The 16,891-nt window shown below is 66.0% G+C and carries 13 protein-coding genes, 1 pseudogene and 1 riboswitch; of the genes and pseudogenes, 4 read left to right on the forward strand and 10 right to left on the reverse strand.

The features are described 5' to 3' along the window. Nucleotides 1-159 precede the first annotated feature (159 nt). The gene (locus QF047_RS16425) at nt 160-777 is read right to left on the reverse strand and encodes a LytR C-terminal domain-containing protein (protein ID WP_307279268.1); all 618 of its coding nucleotides are present in this window, start codon (nt 775-777) and stop codon (nt 160-162) included. Nucleotides 778-828: 51 nt separating this feature from the next. Next, nucleotides 829-1,158 (reverse strand): DUF3263 domain-containing protein, encoded by a 330-nt coding sequence (locus tag QF047_RS16430; RefSeq protein ID WP_306638165.1) that lies wholly within the window; start codon nt 1,156-1,158, stop codon nt 829-831. A gap of 128 nt (nt 1,159-1,286) precedes the next feature. Here QF047_RS16430 and QF047_RS16435 point away from each other — a divergent pair, with 128 nt between their 5' ends. Together QF047_RS16435 and QF047_RS16440 are read left to right on the forward strand one after the other, a co-directional pair. Then, entirely contained in the window at nt 1,287-2,057 is a 771-nt protein-coding gene (locus QF047_RS16435) for a uracil-DNA glycosylase (RefSeq protein WP_307279271.1), read from the forward strand. Between the two features lie 14 nt (nt 2,058-2,071). Continuing rightward, entirely contained in the window at nt 2,072-2,911 is an 840-nt protein-coding gene (locus QF047_RS16440) for a siderophore-interacting protein (RefSeq protein ID WP_307279274.1), read from the forward strand. 26 nt (nt 2,912-2,937) lie between these two features. Here the strand turns inward: QF047_RS16440 and QF047_RS16445 are convergent. The 3 genes and pseudogenes from QF047_RS16445 to QF047_RS16455 all read right to left on the reverse strand — a co-directional run bounded on the left by QF047_RS16445 (nt 2,938) and on the right by QF047_RS16455 (nt 7,061). Continuing rightward, nucleotides 2,938-4,426, reverse strand: a pseudogene (locus QF047_RS16445) (threonine/serine exporter ThrE family protein). Nucleotides 4,427-4,481: 55 nt separating this feature from the next. Next, nucleotides 4,482-5,798, reverse strand: coding sequence for a peptidoglycan bridge formation glycyltransferase FemA/FemB family protein (locus QF047_RS16450; RefSeq protein ID WP_306638159.1), 1,317 nt, complete (start codon nt 5,796-5,798; stop codon nt 4,482-4,484). Nucleotides 5,799-5,927: 129 nt separating this feature from the next. Then, complete coding sequence (locus QF047_RS16455; protein WP_373427774.1) at nt 5,928-7,061, reverse strand: lipid II:glycine glycyltransferase FemX; 1,134 nt, start codon at nt 7,059-7,061, stop codon at nt 5,928-5,930. A 128-nt stretch (nt 7,062-7,189) separates the two neighbouring features. Between QF047_RS16455 and QF047_RS16460 the strand changes: the two genes are divergently transcribed. Beyond that, nucleotides 7,190-7,735 (forward strand): TspO/MBR family protein, encoded by a 546-nt coding sequence (locus QF047_RS16460; protein ID WP_307279280.1) that lies wholly within the window; start codon nt 7,190-7,192, stop codon nt 7,733-7,735. A 35-nt stretch (nt 7,736-7,770) separates the two neighbouring features. Here the strand turns inward: QF047_RS16460 and QF047_RS16465 are convergent, their stop codons facing one another. The 5 genes from QF047_RS16465 to QF047_RS16485 form a co-directional block, all read right to left on the reverse strand. After that, nucleotides 7,771-9,198 (reverse strand): L-serine ammonia-lyase, encoded by a 1,428-nt coding sequence (locus tag QF047_RS16465; RefSeq protein ID WP_307279282.1) that lies wholly within the window; start codon nt 9,196-9,198, stop codon nt 7,771-7,773. A gap of 101 nt (nt 9,199-9,299) precedes the next feature. Beyond that, nucleotides 9,300-9,683: a glycine cleavage system protein GcvH gene (gene gcvH / locus QF047_RS16470; RefSeq protein ID WP_306638155.1), complete on the reverse strand. Its 384-nt coding sequence runs from the start codon at nt 9,681-9,683 to the stop codon at nt 9,300-9,302. A 579-nt stretch (nt 9,684-10,262) separates the two neighbouring features. Beyond that, complete coding sequence (gene gcvT, locus QF047_RS16475; protein ID WP_307279286.1) at nt 10,263-11,411, reverse strand: glycine cleavage system aminomethyltransferase GcvT; 1,149 nt, start codon at nt 11,409-11,411, stop codon at nt 10,263-10,265. A gap of 11 nt (nt 11,412-11,422) precedes the next feature. Continuing rightward, a complete protein-coding gene (gcvP, locus tag QF047_RS16480; RefSeq protein WP_307279288.1) occupies nt 11,423-14,329 on the reverse strand; it encodes an aminomethyl-transferring glycine dehydrogenase in 2,907 nt (968 codons plus the stop codon). Nucleotides 14,330-14,507: 178 nt separating this feature from the next. Beyond that, a riboswitch (glycine riboswitch) is annotated at nt 14,508-14,606 on the reverse strand. 91 nt (nt 14,607-14,697) lie between these two features. Next, nucleotides 14,698-15,237, reverse strand: coding sequence for a TetR/AcrR family transcriptional regulator (locus QF047_RS16485; RefSeq protein WP_307279290.1), 540 nt, complete (start codon nt 15,235-15,237; stop codon nt 14,698-14,700). A 67-nt stretch (nt 15,238-15,304) separates the two neighbouring features. On the opposite strand from QF047_RS16485, the gene QF047_RS16490 reads away from it, so the two are divergent. Next, a complete protein-coding gene (locus QF047_RS16490; RefSeq protein ID WP_307279292.1) occupies nt 15,305-16,885 on the forward strand; it encodes an MFS transporter in 1,581 nt (526 codons plus the stop codon). Nucleotides 16,886-16,891: the final 6 nt, after the last annotated feature.

Raw genomic sequence — 16,891 nt, forward strand, 5'->3', positions numbered from 1 at the left:
TGCCGGCTGGCCCGGACCGAACCTGAAAATCACTCTAGCCAACTCAATGGCGGCCGGGGCGGGACGGCTCCGGGACAACCGGCAATAGTTATTCAGGCGTAACAGCCGGTACCAGGCAGGGACATCGCCGTGCTGTTTGCCCAAAAAGACAATTGCTGTTTATCGGTAACCGGGGCCGAGCACCACAACCAGGGGTACCTGGAATTCGGTACTGTTCACCAGCGTGGGAATACCCAGGAGGTCCGCCAGGGCCTGGGCGCCGGCGAGCTGGCCTGCTCCCGAGTAGAAAATGATGGAGGTTCGCTGCGGCGAGCCGGACCAGTTGCCCACCTGCCCCAGCGTCCAGCCATCAGCCTGGACCGTGCCGCCAACCCGGCTGGCCAGTCCTGCTGTTCCCGTGGCGTTGTAAATGGCAACGCCTTGCGCCTTGTTGATCAAGGCCGGGGCCGTGGCAGATGCGCTCGGCTCCGGTTCGGCCTCGGCACTCGGTTCGGGTTCAACCGAAGAGGGGGACGTGTCCGGAGTCGCCGAAGGCGTGGAACCGGTGCCGGCCAGTGGCGATGCCTCCTGGCTGACGGATGCCTGGTCGCCGGCGGTGCTGAAACCGAGCTTCGGGAGGATCAGGAAGGACACCAGTCCGATCGCCAGTGCGGCTACGCCCACCGCAAGGATCGGCCACAACCGTACCCGGGAAGGGGCGGAAGCCGTGCGGTGGACACCTTGTCGCGAAGCAGTCTCCGGGACCTTGTCGAATTCATCGCGGGCGTATCTGGTCATGGTGGATGACATCCTTGTTGGTTTGCTGCTGGAGGGCACAGCGGGAGCGTCTTACGCGTCGGACCCCAGGCGCCGTGCGGTACGGGCACGGTGACGCGACGTACGTAGTCTACGCAATCGCTTGACCAGCATGGGATCGTGGGCCAGTGCGTCCTCGGTATCGATGAGGGCATTCAGCAGCTGGTAATAGTGCGTCGCAGACAGGTCAAAGAGCTCCCGGATGGCCTGTTCCTTGGCCCCGGCGTACTTCCACCATTGCCGCTCCAGGGCAAGCATCTGCTGGTCCCGCTCGCTCAGCGGCGAGTCACGGAGCGTAAAGTCGGCCAGGAGCGAATGCCGTGGTTCCTGCTCCGGCAGGTGCTCCCGAGCTGGTTCCGCCACTGCACGCTCCTTTTGCTGTTTGCGAAAATGTCTGACCCCCATGCTAACGGGCGAAGAACACCCATGTCATTTGCAGGCAGGAAGGGCTGCCGGCCCCTTGCCAAGGGCGCCCCTGCAAGAATGGGACGGTGTTTGAATCAGATGCCTTGTTCGAACTGGCGCAGGAACCGGCAGACGCGCCGGGTTTCGCCGAGCTCGCGCGGCTCCCCCTGGACGAGCTGATGGCACCCGATTGGGCAGAAGCGCTGGCGGGCGTCGAGGGGGAACTTCGCCACGTGCTCACCTTCCTTGCCGGCGAAGTGGCAGCGGGGCACCATGTCCTGCCGGCGCCGTCGAACGTCCTGCGGGCCTTCCGGCAGCCGCTGGCGGACGTCAGGGTCCTCATCGTTGGCCAGGATCCCTACCCCACGCCGGGCCACGCGGTGGGGCTGTCCTTTTCCGTTGATCCGCACACGCGGCCCATCCCGCGGAGCCTCGCAAATATCTACCGCGAGCTGGAAGCGGACCTCGGAGTTCCGGCCCGGGTGCACGGGGACCTTTCCGCGTGGGCTGACCAGGGCGTGCTGCTCCTGAACCGGGTCATGACGGTGCGGGCGGGCTCAGCGGGTTCCCACCGCGGCAAAGGCTGGGAGAAAATCACGACGGCGGCCGTCACCGCGGTGGCACGCAGGCACCGTACGGACGGGTCACCGATGCCCCTCGTTGCCGTGCTGTGGGGAAAGGACGCGGAAGGCCTCCGGCCGCTCCTGGACGGGGCCCCCGTGGTGGCAAGCGCGCATCCCAGCCCGCTGTCCGCGTCCCGCGGCTTCTTCGGCTCCCGCCCCTTCAGCCGCGTCAACGAACTCCTGCGCGCCCAGGGTGCGCTGGACGTAACCTGGGAGCTCCCGCCAATCCCCTAGCTTAGGCTTGCCTTATGAGCACCATGCCCGCCGCTACCAGCGCCACCAAAAAAAGCCGTCCGCAGGTCAACCTCACCGTGATCCGCCGGGAAGAACTGTCCCCGCATATGGTTCGGATTGTTGCCGGCGGGGACGGCTTTGCGGACTTCACCAACAATGACTTTGTGGACCGGTACATCAAGCTGGTCTTCCCGCAGCCCGGCGTCGAATACTCCTCCCCGCTGGATCTGTGGAGCATCCGCGAAACCATGCCGCGGGAGCAGTGGCCCTTCACCCGCACCTACACCGTCCGCTGGGTGGATGCTGCCGCGCGCGAACTGGCCATCGACTTTGTGGTGCACGGCGACGAAGGCCTGGCAGGTCCCTGGGCGGCCACGGCGCAGCCCGGCGACACCGTGACGTTCACCGGCCCGGGTGGCGCCTACAACCCCGCGCCCGAGGCGGACTGGTACCTCTTTGCCGGCGACGAGGCCGCGCTCCCGGCCATCGCGGCATGCGTGGAATCATTGCCCGCCGAGGCGACAGGCCTGGCGTTCCTTGAAGTCGATTCCGACGCCGACATCCAGCACATCGCGGCCCCCGCCGGAGTGGAACTCCACTGGCTCAGGCGCAACGGAATCCCCGCCGGCGAGAGCAACCTCCTGGTCCAGGCGGTGGCGGACGCGGAATGGCCCGACGGCCGCGTGGACGTCTTCGCCCATGGCGAGCGTGGCTACATGAAGGCCCTGCGCGACGTTTTGTTCAAGCAGCGCGGCCTGGACCGCAAGCAGGTTTCGCTCTCGGGCTACTGGGCCAAGGGCCGCGTGGAGGACGTGTTCCAGGCGGAAAAGAAGCTGCCGGTCGGCCAGATTTAGGCGGTACCCATCAGCGGCAGATCCAGTCAACGGCGCCGGGCTCGGCGCCGCTCATTGCTCGCCAGGCTCCGGGTCAGCGGCCTCGCGAGGGTGTCACCCAGGACGATCCCGCCCGCCGTTCCCAGGACGATCGCGCCGGCGTTGAGCATTCCCCCGGCGCCGAGTAGGATCTCGGCTTCCTCGATAGTGAGCACATACATGGACCGGAAGATCGTCAGGCCCGGCAACAGGATCAATGCTGCCGGCACGGCCACCACAAGCTGCGGTGCCCCCATCCGGAGGGCAACCACCCGGGCCAGCAGGCCGATGACCACCGCAGCGAGGGCGGGTGAGAAGCGGTCCCCGACTCCCAGCTGGCCGGCAGCGAGCAGGACGAAGTAGCCCGCCACTCCCACGCCTGCCGTGGGCAGCAATAGCTTCCAGCTGGTCTGTTCCGTGATTCCGATGGCCATCACGGCCACCGCCACGAAGAGCACCAGGACCCAGAGGTCGTAGGCGGGCGGGAATGTCTGCGTGACGTCGATGCGCTGCATCCCCGTCAGCTCCCCCACCACAAATGCGACGGCGATGCCCGCCACGATGGCACCGAACGTCAGCAGTGTGGACAGGAAACGTCCAGCTGCCGTGACCGGGAAGCCGTTGATCGCATCCTGCACGGAGGAGACGAGGCGTCCCGTGGGCAGGAGCAGGAGGATGCCGCCCACCACCACGATGGCGGGAGACGTTGTCAGCCCGAACTGCACAGAGCACCAGCGCCAGCTGGGTCACAACAAACGAACAGCTGGCAGTGATGAAGAAGTCCGGCACCCGCCACCTGCCCAGCTGGCGGGCCAGCAGGCTGATGCCGATGTTGACGACGAAGGCGATGACAGACGATACCGGGCCGCCGCCCAGGACGCCCACAAAAGCCGCCGCGAACGTGCCGAACGCCACCGTGACCAGCCACCGGGGGAAGGGCTTGGGGCTGGTGATGGCCTCGTCAAGGCGGCGGATCGCCTCGTCACGGCCTACGCCGCCGGCCACGATATCCGTCACCAGCTGGTGGACCTTGGCCAGACCCGCGTAGTTGTTCGTCCAGGAACGCACCACCCGCAGCAGGGAGATGGGCGTCTGGTCCTTCGGGGCGTAGTTGATGCCCACGGACTGGTTGGTGATGTCCACTTCAATGTTTTTCAGGCCCAGCGCCGCGGTGACGGCGATGATGCTGGTTTCAACCTCGAGAGCACCGGCGCCGTAGCGGAACATGGTTTCAGCCAGGTGCAGGGCGAAGTCGAGGGTCTTCCGGGCGGAGGTGTCAACGCCGCCCACCTGGATCATCGGGTTGGCATACGGGCTGCCGGTAAGGCGGTCCACGATGCTCAAGGGGGCGGTGGGCGGGTTTTCGCCCTGCACCAGCCGCCGCAGCATTCTTTTTGCGGCGGCGTTCTGCCGCGCCTGGGACGGGGTCAGGGGCTCGGTCTTGGGCAGTCCGTCCGTGTGCGGCCTGCGCCCGGGGTGTTCCGGCCGGTTAGTCATGGTTGCCTCCTCCCAGTGCGGTGCTGTGAACCGGTACGGTGCTGTGGACAGTCTTTCAGGCCGAACGCCTCAAAGGCAGCCTGCCCAGCACTGTGCGGGCGGCGGCCACCGCGGTCCGGGCCAGGCGGTTCGCCTGGAAGACGGCCGGCCGGACCGGCATCACGAAGTCACCCATCAGCTGGACCACTTCGCCGCCGAAGCCCTTCTTGAACTCGTAGCCGCCGTGGCCCTCCTCGTCCTGCCCGGAGATGCCGAACGTTCCGTAGAAGTTGTAGCGGGCGTAGCCCTTTTCCAGCGCGTGCAGCATCATTCCCCAGTACAGGGAGGTGGCGCCGTTGAAGTAGATGTAGTCCTGCACGGTGCCGCCGATCACGCATACCACCTCGTCCCCGTAGCAGACGAAGTGGATGGCGGCCACAGTGGCAACACCTACGGAGTCGGGGAAGCGTTCGATGTCCTTGAGGCTCCGCTCGTAGCTGTCCACGAGGTCCTGGACCACTTTGAGCCGGTTGGCCTTTTTCTTGCTGCCGGTCTCTTCCACTTCGCGGCGGAGCCCGGCCGCAGTGGCCGATTCCGCGGCCAGCCGCTCCGTGATGGATTTCCGGTAGGCCGGAATGTCGATCTTGGCCATCATGAGTTTGGTGAACTCCGGGGACGTGGTGCGGAGCAGATGCTCGTAGTAAGCGCGTTCGCGGTAAACGAACCCCTTTTCGTCCCCGGCCTTGCTCAGGGCACTGTAGAAGTCGTCGAGGGTTTCCAGCGTGGCCTGTTCCAGGAAGACACCGTTTTTCTCTGCTTTCCGGATGGCCTTGCGGGTCCGGTAGCTGGTGCCCATGATGAGTTCTTCTGCGTCTTTGATGCCTTCCAGGCTCTTAATGAACATCCAGTTCACGTTGACGAAGTTCATGTCCAGTCCCTGGTGCTGGAACCCGAGCCCGGAAAGCTGTGCCACCAGCGGGCGGTTGTCCTCATTCTCCGGGTGTTCGGCGCCGTCCTCGTCGCGTGCGATGTATTTGAGGTTGGGGGAAATCCGCAGCTCCGCCGCTTTGCGTTCGGCGGCACGCCCGCGGAGGAGTGCGACGACGTCGCGCACCAGTTCGAGGTCCGCATAGTCCATCAGGGGGCCCTTGGCACATTCGCACACCGTGTACCCCAAGCGGGTGGTGGTGTAGTTCAGTTTCCCGGCGGCCACCAGTTCGCCGCCTCGCCGGATGCCGAAGAGCTCCACCTGCTGCCCGCGGGCGCGCTGGAACCGGGAGAAGTCAACGGACTGGAGGAAGCTGTTTTGCGGGTGCTTAACTGCAAAGGCCTCGAACTCTGAGTCGCTGAGGATGGCAAATTCAAGATCGGTGCCGGTGGTGACTGGATTCAAGGGATTTCCTTATTCACGGTATTCGGCCTAGGGGTCAGGCGCAGGGTCAGGGACGGGTGTTGTGGCGCGGCTCCACTTCGGCCTGTTGAGGGTCAGCCTGTTGTGGTTCAGCCTGCGCCGGGGCGGCGGTCAGTAGAACTGCTGGCCGGTCCGCGCTGTTTCGATTCGGCGGAAGACTTTTTCTGCGCCGCCGACCCAGAGACGGTGGCGGAGCGGGGCAAGGATGTAGTCGTGGCAGCCCACAAAATCTGTGACTGTTTTGGTGAAGCTAGTTTTGAACATCCCCATGCCGTACAGGTTGTGGCTCTTGTCCTTGATCAGGGAGGCGGGCGGGGTGCCGCAGAAGTCGTATTCGGTGCAGCCCAGTTCCTGCATCCGCCGGATGGAGGCCCACTGGACCAGATGCGAATCGCCGTACTGTTTGCGGTTCTGGGTGGAACCGCCGTCCTTGTAGGTTGCCTTGGCGCCGTAGTTGATCACGAACGCGCCCACGCTGGGTTTTCCTTCCTCGTAGACGAAGAAGAAATTGCCCTGGCCGCGGTTGCAGAACTCGTCCCAGAACGCAGCGTAGTACTCGTAGCTGCGCAGGGGCATGGAACCTTTGGCGTTCACTGTGTCCGCCATGAGGTCATACAACGCACGGTAGGTTTCGGGGCCGGGTTCTTTCCGGAGCACCTCGCAGCCTTCCCGCTCGGCGCGGCGGATGGCGTTGCGGGCCCGGGAGGAGATTGCTTTGAAGACCGCTTCTTCCGGGCCGGAGATATCCAGCAGCGCGGTGGAGTCGTTGGACTGGATGTTGGGCGCCTTCACCAGGCCGGCGGCGGACAGCTGGGCCTGGGCATCGACGGAGTCCACGATGTCCGGTTCGATCTTGATGGTGAAGACGTTGAGCTTCCTGTCCCGGGCGAACGCTGCGCAGGCTTCGAGTGCCCCGCTGAGGTCTCCGGCTGCTGCGAGGTCAGGGCCCTTGATGAGGTACCAGAGCCGGCCCAGGAGCGGGAACGTCTTCTCCAGCACCAGGTTGTAGCTGGCTGAGCCGGGGCTTTCCAGTACCAGGAACCGGACCCTCCAGCCAGTGCCGTTCTTCACCGACGCGTAGGCGGCGGACTGCAGCATGTTGCCGCCGTTGGGATTGGCCGTGACGTGCTTGTCCCAGTTTTCAATTTCCTCGTCGGTGGCAAAACGTGCAGTGAATTCTCGCAAGGGGGCCGTGTCCAATCGGGGGTTGTGCGCGGTTCTGTACTCGTGGCTGCGTGCGGACATGCAGCCTCAAGTCTAAAGCCTGGCGGCGCCGGGGCTTTTCAGCGGGGTGGGGGCCGGCGCCCTTTTGCCGCTGCTGCGGACGGGCCTGTTGCCTTGACTCCAGCAAGGGTCCTGGCGAGGGTTGAGGCATGCAGCCGAATCCCGGAGGAGTGAAACCAGCCCGGACCAAGGATGCGGAACGGCCGGGCACCGGCAGGCAGGTCCTGGTGTTGGCTGGCTTCCTGGCAGCGTCGTTCCTCGTTGCGGGTCTCGGGTCACTGGCCACGTTCAACAGCGTGAACGGCTGGTATGCCACTGCGGACAAGGCTCCCTGGTCGCCGCCCAACTGGATCTTCGGCCCGGTCTGGACATTTCTGTACACGGCGATGGCCGTCTCCGCCTGGCTGGTCTGGCGGAAGCATGCCCCGGGGACCCCGCGCGCTTTGAAGGTTTACGGAATCCAATTGGCTCTGAACCTTGCCTGGACCCCGGTATTCTTCGGGCTTTATCCCGCTATCGGCGGAGCTGCCCTGTGGTTGGCGCTGGCCATCATCGTTGCCTTGATCGCCGCCGTCGCGGTGGCGGTACTGTCCTCCGGCCCCATCAGCCGCACGGCAGGCCTGCTTCTGCTGCCGTACGTGTCCTGGCTGGTGTTCGCCGGCACGCTGAACTGGTGGGCTGCCCTCAACAACTGACCGGGCCCGTCACCGCGGCCTGGCTAAGGCCGCCGCTAGCACACAGCCACGTTGACGGCGAGGCCGCCCATGGCCGTTTCCTTGTATTTGGAGCTCATGTCCTTGCCGGTTTCGCGCATGGTCACGATGACCTCATCGAGCGAGACCCGGTGGGAGCCGTCGCCCCAGAGGGCCATCTTCGCCGCGTTGATCGCCTTCGCCGCAGCGATCGCGTTCCGTTCGATGCAGGGCACCTGCACCAGCCCGCCGATCGGATCGCACGTCAGGCCCAGGTTGTGCTCCATCGCGATCTCCGCGGCGTTCTCCACCTGGGCAGGGGTTCCGCCCATCACCTCGGCCAGTCCGGCCGCTGCCATGGACGACGCCGAGCCCACCTCGCCCTGGCAGCCCACCTCGGCACCGGAAATGGACGCCTGCTCCTTGTACAGCACCCCGACGGCGCCGGCAGCGAGCAGGAACCTGACCACCACGTCGTCGCGGTCCTCCTGGCTGGCATTCTCCATCCCCGGCGCAAAGTGCAGCGCGTAGTACAGCACCGCCGGAATGATCCCAGCGGCCCCGTTCGTGGGTGCGGTGACCACGCGGCCGCCCGAGGCGTTCTCCTCATTGACCGCCAGGGCGATCAAGTTAACCCACTCCTGCCAATACTTCGGGTCGTGGAACTCCTGGTCCTGGCCTTCAGCGTCCGGCCGTGAACTTTCCTTTTTCAGCCGGTCGTACCAGTCCGGCGCCCGACGGCGGACCTTCAGCCCGCCGGGCAGCACGCCTTCGCGCTTCAGGCTGGTCTGCACGCAGCCCTCCATCACCGAGTAGATGTGCAGCAGGCCTTCGCGGATGTCCTCCTCCGAGCGGGAGGCCTTCTCGTTGACCAGCATGATGTCGGCGATCGAGAGGCCCTTGGACTGGCAGCGGCCCAGGAGTTCCGCGGCGGTGCGGAAGGGCAACGGCAGTTCCTTCTTGGATTCCTCCAACTGCTGCTGGGCCGCGTCCTCCTCGCCCTCCCGCACGATAAACCCGCCGCCCACCGAAAAGAACGTTGCTGTGTGAAGGATCTCGTCCTCGGCATCAAAGATAGTGAAGGTCATGCCGTTGGTGTGCCGCCGCAGGATGGTCAGCGGCCGCAGCACCATGTCCTTCACCCCATACGGCAGCGGCACGGCACCGGCCAGCTGCAGGATCCCGGTTTCGGCAATGGTCGCCAGCCGCTCCTCCACCTCCTCCGGCAGGATCAGCTCCGGATGGAAGCCCTCCAGCCCCAGCAGGATGGCGGTCATGGTGCCGTGCCCGTGGCCGGTCGCCGCGAGCGAGCCGTACAGGTCCACCCGCAGCGACGCCACCCGGTCCAGGGCTCCGGTGGACTTCAGCTCCTCGGCGAAGACAGCGGCAGCCCGCATCGGCCCCACCGTATGCGAGCTCGAAGGCCCGATCCCGATGGAAAAGAGATCAAAGACACCAACAGCCATGGTCAGTTCCTAACTAAAAGGGGGTCGGTGGTTGGGCTTGCCGAGAGTTTCGACAGTCTCAATCACCGGTGGTTGAACCTGTAGAACCGGCAGCAAAGGTTCTACAGGTCCCCGCCGTTTTTGGACGCGTAGTCCTGAGCGGACAGCAGGGGCCCTTCGGATTCGGCAGCTACCTTGAAGAGCCAGCCGGCTCCGTACGGATCGTTGTTGATCAGGGCGGGATCATCCACAACTCCAGTATTGATCTCCACCACCTCACCCGTCACGGGCGAATACAAATCAGAAACAGACTTCGTGGATTCCACCTCGCCACAGGTCTCCCCCGCCGTCACAGCAGAGCCCACCTCGGGCAGGTCCACGTACACAATGTCGCCCAACGCATCCGTTGCGACAGCGGAAATCCCGATCGAAACCAGGTTTCCATCCTCCCGGGCCACCCACTCGTGCTCGTCGGAGTACTGCAATTCAGCGGCGACTTTAGCCATGTGTTTTTCCTTTGCTTCTTGAAACTGTGGTGCAAATCTTTGTGGCTGGGTTGGTGGTGGGTGGCCGAATTCCTCCGCGTACTCCCCACCGTCTCCCTGACCTCGCAAGCTCGGCCAGGGAACCCGGACGGCGTGGCCCCATGCTCGCAGGTGACCTGACCTCGAGGGCCCGGCGGAGCCGGGCTTTTCGAAAGCGTGCGTCAAAGCGACGAAGGAGCAGCACGCGTGAAAAGTCCGGTCCGGCGGGCCCGGACGCACCCCTCGGGTCTCGACAGGCTCAACCACCGGGGGGTGGTGAGCTTTGCGGGCCCCTTCGGGTGCGGCCTCCGGCAGCGTGCGTCTAAGGGAGCGCCACGTCCCCGCAGCGGGCGTCTTCGCGACCGAGCACGCAGAGGAGGCCGAACCCGACGGGCCCGGACGCACCCCTCGGGTTTCGACAGGCTCAACCACCGAGGTGGTGACGTGACCTCGAGGGCCCGGCGGAGCCGGGCTTTTCGAAAGCGTGCGTCAAAGCGACGAAGGAGCAGCACGCGTGAAAAGTCCGGTCCGCTGGGACCGGACGCAACCAAAAACCGGAAACTACCTGGTGCGCTTGTAGAACGGGAGGTCGATGACTTCGAAGGGCTCTGCTTTGCCGCGGAGGTCGATGTCCAGTGCCGTGCCGGGTCCGGTGAACTCAACGTCGACGTAGGCCATGGCCACAGGGTAGCCAAGGGTGGGCGAGGGCTGGCCGGAAGTGACTTCGCCGACGACGTTGCCGTCCTTGAGGACCGGGTAGTGGGCGCGGCCGGCGCGGCGGCCCAATCCCTTGAGCCCCACGAGCCTGCGCCCGGCGGTGCTGCCGGCGCCTGCTTCCTTTTTGGCGGCCAGTGCGGCCTTGCCCACGAAGTCGCCTTCCTTGGACAGTGCGACGACGGGTCCCAGGCCTGCTGCGAACGGGTCACCCTCCAGGGACAGCTCGTTCCCGTAGAGGGGCATCCCCGCTTCGAGCCGGAGGGAGTCGCGGGAGGCGAGGCCCGCGGGCGTCAGCTCCCCGTCGTCCACGATGGCGACGAGCGCCTGCCACAGGCCGGAAGCGTCGTCGTTGGACACAAAGATCTCAAACCCGTCCTCGCCGGTGTAGCCGGTGCGGGCTAGCACCAGGTCCAGTCCGGTACCGCCGACGAGGATCGGAACCTCCACCGCGGCGTAGTACTTCAGCTCGGTCACCAGGCCGTGCTGGGCGGCCGGGACCAGGCGGAGCAGCAGCTCCTGCGCCTTCGGGCCCTGGACCGCGATCAGGGAGGTGGCCGCGGAGGCGTCATCGACCTGGGCATCAAATCCTGCAGCCCGCCTGGCCAGGGCAGCAGCCACCACTCCGGCATTGCCCGCGTTAGGAACCACAAGGAAAACGTCGGTGCCGTCGGCAGCTGCGGGCCGGCGGTACGTGATGAGGTCGTCGATGATGCCACCGGCCTCGTTGCAGATGAGGGAGTATTTTGCCTTGCCCACCGGCATGGCGGAAATCTTTCCCACGAGGGCATAATCCAGGAACGCCGCCGCATCCGGGCCGGTCACCCAGACCTCGCCCATGTGGGACAGGTCGAACAGCCCGGCGCTCTTGCGGACGGCGTGGTGCTCGGCGAGCTCGGAGCTGTACTTCAGGGGCATCTGCCAGCCGCCGAAGTCGGTAAAGGAGGCTCCCAGCTTCTTGTGCTCCTCGTAAAGAGCGGTGTACTTCTCAGTCATGGCCCGGGCCCTCAGTTCTCGAACTCGGAAAGCGGCGGGCAGGAGCAGATCAGGTTCCGGTCCCCGGCCGCGCCGTCGATGCGGCCCACCGGCGGGAAGTACTTGTCCTGCTTGAGGGACTTCACGGGGAATACGGCCTGCTCGCGCGGGTAGGCGCGGTCCCAGTCGCTGCTGATGGCGGCCGCCGCGGTGTGTGGGGCATTGCGCAGCGGGCTGTCAGTCACGGAGAAGTCACCGTGCGCCACCTGGTCGATTTCGGCGCGAATGGAGATCATGGCCTCGATGAAGCGGTCCATCTCGCCGAGGTCCTCGGACTCGGTGGGCTCCACCATCAGGGTGCCCGCAACGGGGAACGCCAGGGTGGGAGCGTGGAAGCCGTAGTCGATGAGGCGCTTGGCCACGTCCTCGGCGGTGACGCCGGTCTTGGCGGTCAGCTCGCGCAGGTCCAGGATGCACTCGTGTGCCACCAGGCCCCCTTCTCCCGTGTACAGGACCGGGAAGAAGTCGTTCAGGCGGGCGGCGATGTAGTTAGCGGCGAGCAGCGCAGACTTGGTTGCTTCGGTAAGTCCCTGGCCACCCATCAGCTTCACATAGGCCCAGGAGATGGGCAGCACACCGGCGGAGCCGTACTTCGACGCAGAAATCGGGACGTCGTTGCCTTCGGTCCACGTGGCGGCGTTGCCGGGCATAAAGGGGGCCAGGTGCGCCTTCGCAGCAACCGGTCCGACGCCGGGTCCCCCGCCGCCGTGGGGGATGCAGAACGTCTTGTGGAGGTTCAGGTGGGACACGTCGCCGCCGAACTTGCCCGGCTGGGCCAGGCCAACGAGGGCGTTGAGGTTGGCGCCGTCAATGTAAACCTGTCCGCCTGCGGCATGGATCGCGTCGCAGACTTCGCGCACGTCGGCGTCGTACACGCCGTGCGTGGACGGGTAAGTGATCATAATGCAGGACAGGGCATCCTTGTTGGCCTCGATCTTGGCGTAGAGGTCGGCGTGGTCGATGGTGCCGTCAGCAGCCGTGGCCACCACAACAACCTTCATGCCCGCAAGGACAGCCGAGGCAGCATTGGTGCCGTGGGCCGAAGCCGGGATCAGGCAGACGTTGCGCTGCTGGTCTCCCCGGGAGTGGTGGTAGCCGCGGATGGCCAGCAGGCCGGCGAGTTCGCCCTGTGAGCCGGCGTTGGGCTGGATGGACACCTGGTCGTACCCGGTGATCTCGGTCAGCTGGGCTTCCAGGTCCGCAATCAGCTCGCGCCAGCCTTCGGTCTGGGAATCCGGGGCGAACGGGTGGATGGACGCGAACTCGGGCCAGGAGATGGCTTCCATTTCGGCCGTGGCGTTCAGCTTCATGGTGCAGGAACCCAGCGGGATCATGGTACGGTCCAGCGCCAGGTCCCGGTCGCTGAGCTTCCGGATGTAGCGCAGCAGCTGCGTTTCGGACCGGTGGGTGTTGAACACCGGGTGCTGCAGGAAGTCGGAGGAACGCTCGACGGCGGCGTCCAGGCCAAAAACGTCCGTAACCTCGGCCAGCCGGGCACCAAAGGCTTCAAGGACGGCGCCGACAATGGCCGGCGTCGTGGTTTCATCGGTGGAGAAGCCCACCGTGTCCGCGTCGATGCTGCGCAGGTTGATGCCCCGGGCCTCAGCGGCTGCGACGATGCCTGCGGCCTTGCCCGGAACGGAGACCGTGACGGTGTCGAAGAAGCTGGTGTGCAGGACGTCGAAGCCGGCGGCCTTCAGGGAGGCGGCGAGCGTCGCAGCGTGGGCGTGGGCGGACCGGGCGATAGCCTTCAGGCCCTCGGGGCCGTGGTACACGGCGTACATTGAGGCCACGATGGCCAGGAGCGCCTGGGCCGTGCAGATGTTGGAAGTGGCCTTCTCGCGGCGGATGTGCTGCTCGCGGGTCTGGAGGGCCAGGCGGTAGGCCGGGACGCCCGCGGAGTCCTTGGAGACACCCACCAGGCGGCCGGGCATGGAGCGTTCCAGGCCTTTCTGCACGGCCATGTAGGCTGCGTGCGGGCCGCCGTAGAACAGCGGGACGCCGAAGCGCTGCGCCGATCCGACGGCGATGTCCGCGCCCTGCTCGCCCGGAGGAGTGATGAGGGTCAGCGCGAGGAGGTCCGCGGCGACGGTGACAAGGGCGCCGCGTTCCTTGGCGTCGGCGATCACGGCGCTGTGGTCAAAGACCCGGCCGGAGGCGCCGGGCTGCTGCAGGACCACGCCGTTGATGACGCCGTCGGGAAGGCCCTTGGAGAGGTCCGCCACCTCAACTTCGAAGCCCAGCGCCTCGGCGCGGCCCTTGACGATGGCAATGGTCTGCGGCAGGCAGTCGGCATCCAGCACCGTCTTGCCGTCGTGCGCCTCTTTGTTCTTGTTCGCCCGGCGCATCATCAGCACGGCCTCGGCCACTGCCGTGGCTTCGTCCAGCAGGGAGGCGTTGGCGATGGGCAGGCCAACGAGGTCCTGGACCATGGTCTGGAAGTTCAGCAGCGCCTCGAGGCGGCCCTGGGAGATCTCGGGCTGGTAGGGCGTGTAGGCGGTGTACCAGGCCGGACCCTCAAGGATGTTGCGGCGGATCACCGGCGGCGTCACCGTGTCGTAATAGCCCTGGCCAATCATCTGCACCGCGGTCTTGTTCTTCGCCGCCAACCTGCGAAGTTCGGCGAGCGCCTCCACCTCGCTCAGGGCGCCAGCCAGTTCCAGTTCCGAATCCTGGCGGATGTCCTTGGGCACCGCGGTGTCAACCAGTGCGTCCACGGTGTCGTAGCCCACGGCCTTGAGCATGGTGTCGACGTCGGCCTGGCGGCGGGCGCCAATGTGCCGATCAACAAAGGTGGCAGCCGGCGCAGTGGCGGCCGGAGCGGTTGTGGCGGGGGCCGGGGAGGCGGAGGCCGGAGAAACAGTCACGAGGAACTCCATAACTAAGGCGGCGAAGGGTACGCCACATCGATTCGGGTCCTCCCCGCTCTGTAACTGGACCTGAGAGTTTCCGCGGTGCCTGCTTTCGCCGGCCCCGCTTGCACCGTCGGTGAGCACGGCAGTCCAAGTATCCGGGACCGGATACCGGGGCGGACAGCGTGCTGCTTTCCAGAGGTGCCTCGCCGCGGCGGTACATGGGCCTGTGAGATTCCTGGGGAGGTATTGCTCCTACGGCGCCTGCTTGTACCTTCTGGCAGAACTCTCCCGCCGCAGATCAAAGGCTATTCATTTGGGTTGTCACGGGAGCCCGGAGGCGGCCCGTACATTGACCAATTCTCCTATGCCGCCAGCCGTGGAGCAAATGGCAGCTAGCCCCTGAGCCGCTCGACGGCGGCCAGGAGTTCGTCCACCTCGGCCTGCCGGTTGCCGGCCTTTCCGGACGGCCCGCTCTCCCACATGGCGTTGAAGTACAGCCCGTCCCCCATGTACAGCACGGCCTTTGCCATTGCCGGGCCCACATCCCTGCCGATGAGCTCCAGCCATTGCTGCTGGATGGCGGCGAAGCGGCGGCGCGCCTCCTCGTGGGCCACTTCAGCGAGGCGCGTGGCGGCCACGAAGGACCTGTCCATGGGGGTGTCGGACCAGAGCGATGACCGGATGAAATAGGCCGCCGCGCCTTCGGGCGCGGATTCCATGACGCCCAGATCCTCCCCCGCCAGGCGGTCCAGCCGCTCAAGGGTCGCCGCGATCAGCGCCTCCTTGTTGGGGAAGTGGTACAGCAGCCCGCCTTTGGAGACACCTGCCCGTTTCGCCACTGCGTCCAGGGTGGCGGCGCGCTCCCCCACGTCGATCAGGAGTTCTTCAAAGGCATCGAGGACTGCATCTCGCGCAACGGGTTTTCTGGCCATGGTTCCAATCATGCATTGTCCGGATTCCGTTTCTTAACTATACCGTCTGGACGGTACAGTTAGTTGGATGACCGATTTCTCCACCCCGCAGCAGGACCGAACCACACTCAAGGCCCCGGAAGCCCGCCACCCTGATTTGACCCGGGGCACCTGGCGCGACTGGCTTGCCCTGGGACTGCTGATGCTCCCGGTCCTGCTCGTCGCCGTCGACAACACAGCCCTGACGTTTGCCCTGCCGGCGATTGCCCGGGCCCTACGCACCTCCGGCGTGGAACTTCTGTGGATCGTGGACGCCTACCCGCTGGTGCTGGCGGGACTGCTCGTTGCCATGGGGAGCCTGGGCGACCGGATCGGACGGCGCCGGCTCCTGATCATCGGCAGCATCGGCTTCGCGGCAGTGTCAGCCGCAACGGCATTCGCCCCCACTGCCGGCTGGCTGATAGCGGGCCGGGCCGCCCTGGGTTTCTTCGGCGCGATGCTGATGCCCTCCACACTGTCCCTGATCCGCAACATCTTCCCGGACCCCAACCGCCGCCGGCTGGCAATCGCCATCTGGGCGGCCGGGTTTTCCGGCGGCGCGGCCCTCGGGCCGATCTTCGGCGGGTGGCTCGTGGAACAATTTTGGTGGGGAGCGGTGCTCCTGGTGGCGGTACCCATCATGTTGCCGCTGCTGGCTTTCGGCCCGGCGTTCATTCCGGAATCCCGGGACCCCTCGCCGGGCAGGGTGGACGCGCCGAGTATCCTGCTCTCGCTGCTGACCATGGTGCCGGTGGTCTACGGCATCAAGGAATACGCCACCAAGGGACCGGCACCCCTGGCGCTCGGAAGCATAGCCTTCGGACTGGCCATGGGCGCCGCGTTCGTCCGCCGGCAACAGCGGCTGGACAGCCCCTTGCTGGACATGTCCCTGTTCCAAAACCGGGTGTTCAGCATGGCCATCACGGCGAACGTCCTTGCCCTGTTCTCCTTCAACGGCTTTATCCTCTTCCTGGCCCAGCACCTGCAACTCCTCGAAGGCATGTCCCCTTCGGCCGCAGGAATGGCCATGATTCCGGCGCTGCTGGCTACCGTGGCGGCAGGCCTGGCGGTGGTGCCCCTGGTCCGCAAGGTCCGTCCCGGCTTTGTGGTGGCAGCCGGACTCGGCATGAGCGCCGGCGGGTACAGCCTGGTGACTTTCGGGAGCCATTCCAACGGGCCGGCGCTCCTGCTCGCAGCGCTGCTGGTCCTGGCGCTGGGCGTGGGGACGGCGGAGACCATCTCCAATGACCTCATCCTGGGCAGCGTGCCGGCGGAAAAATCCGGTGCGTCATCGGCTATCTCTGAGACGGGGTACGAGGTGGGCGCCCTGCTGGGCACCGCGGTGCTGGGCTCGATCCTCACGGCCTCCTACCAGCACAACCTGCATCTGCCGGCCGGCGTCGCGGAAGCTGCCGGCGGCCCGGGCACCGCCCATGCCGGCGAGACTCTGGCCGGAGCCATGGACCTGGCAGCGGGACTGCCTGCTCCCCTGGCGGATGCCGTCCGGCAGGCCGCCGGCTCAGCCTTCGACTCGGGTGTGCACGTCACTGCGGCGATCGGGCTGGTGCTGATGGCGACGGCGGCAGTACTTGCCGCCGTCGTCCTGCGGCAAGTGCCCAAGGCCGGATAAGGCAGC

This window comes from Arthrobacter sp. W4I7 (assembly GCF_030816215.1).
Lineage (GTDB): Bacteria > Actinomycetota > Actinomycetes > Actinomycetales > Micrococcaceae > Arthrobacter > Arthrobacter siccitolerans_A.

Coding starts and splice junctions, on each gene's coding strand:
- QF047_RS16425 (WP_307279268.1), bottom strand. CDS start 777: ATGACCAGATACGCCCGCGATGAATTCGACAAGGTCCCGGAGACTGCT.
- QF047_RS16440 (WP_307279274.1), top strand. CDS start 2,072: ATGAGCACCATGCCCGCCGCTACCAGCGCCACCAAAAAAAGCCGTCCG.
- QF047_RS16455 (WP_373427774.1), bottom strand. CDS start 7,061: ATGTCCGCACGCAGCCACGAGTACAGAACCGCGCACAACCCCCGATTG.
- QF047_RS16460 (WP_307279280.1), top strand. CDS start 7,190: ATGCAGCCGAATCCCGGAGGAGTGAAACCAGCCCGGACCAAGGATGCG.
- QF047_RS16465 (WP_307279282.1), bottom strand. CDS start 9,198: ATGGCTGTTGGTGTCTTTGATCTCTTTTCCATCGGGATCGGGCCTTCG.
- gcvH (WP_306638155.1), bottom strand. CDS start 9,683: ATGGCTAAAGTCGCCGCTGAATTGCAGTACTCCGACGAGCACGAGTGG.
- gcvT (WP_307279286.1), bottom strand. CDS start 11,411: ATGACTGAGAAGTACACCGCTCTTTACGAGGAGCACAAGAAGCTGGGA.
- gcvP (WP_307279288.1), bottom strand. CDS start 14,329: ATGGAGTTCCTCGTGACTGTTTCTCCGGCCTCCGCCTCCCCGGCCCCC.
- QF047_RS16485 (WP_307279290.1), bottom strand. CDS start 15,237: ATGGCCAGAAAACCCGTTGCGCGAGATGCAGTCCTCGATGCCTTTGAA.
- QF047_RS16490 (WP_307279292.1), top strand. CDS start 15,305: ATGACCGATTTCTCCACCCCGCAGCAGGACCGAACCACACTCAAGGCC.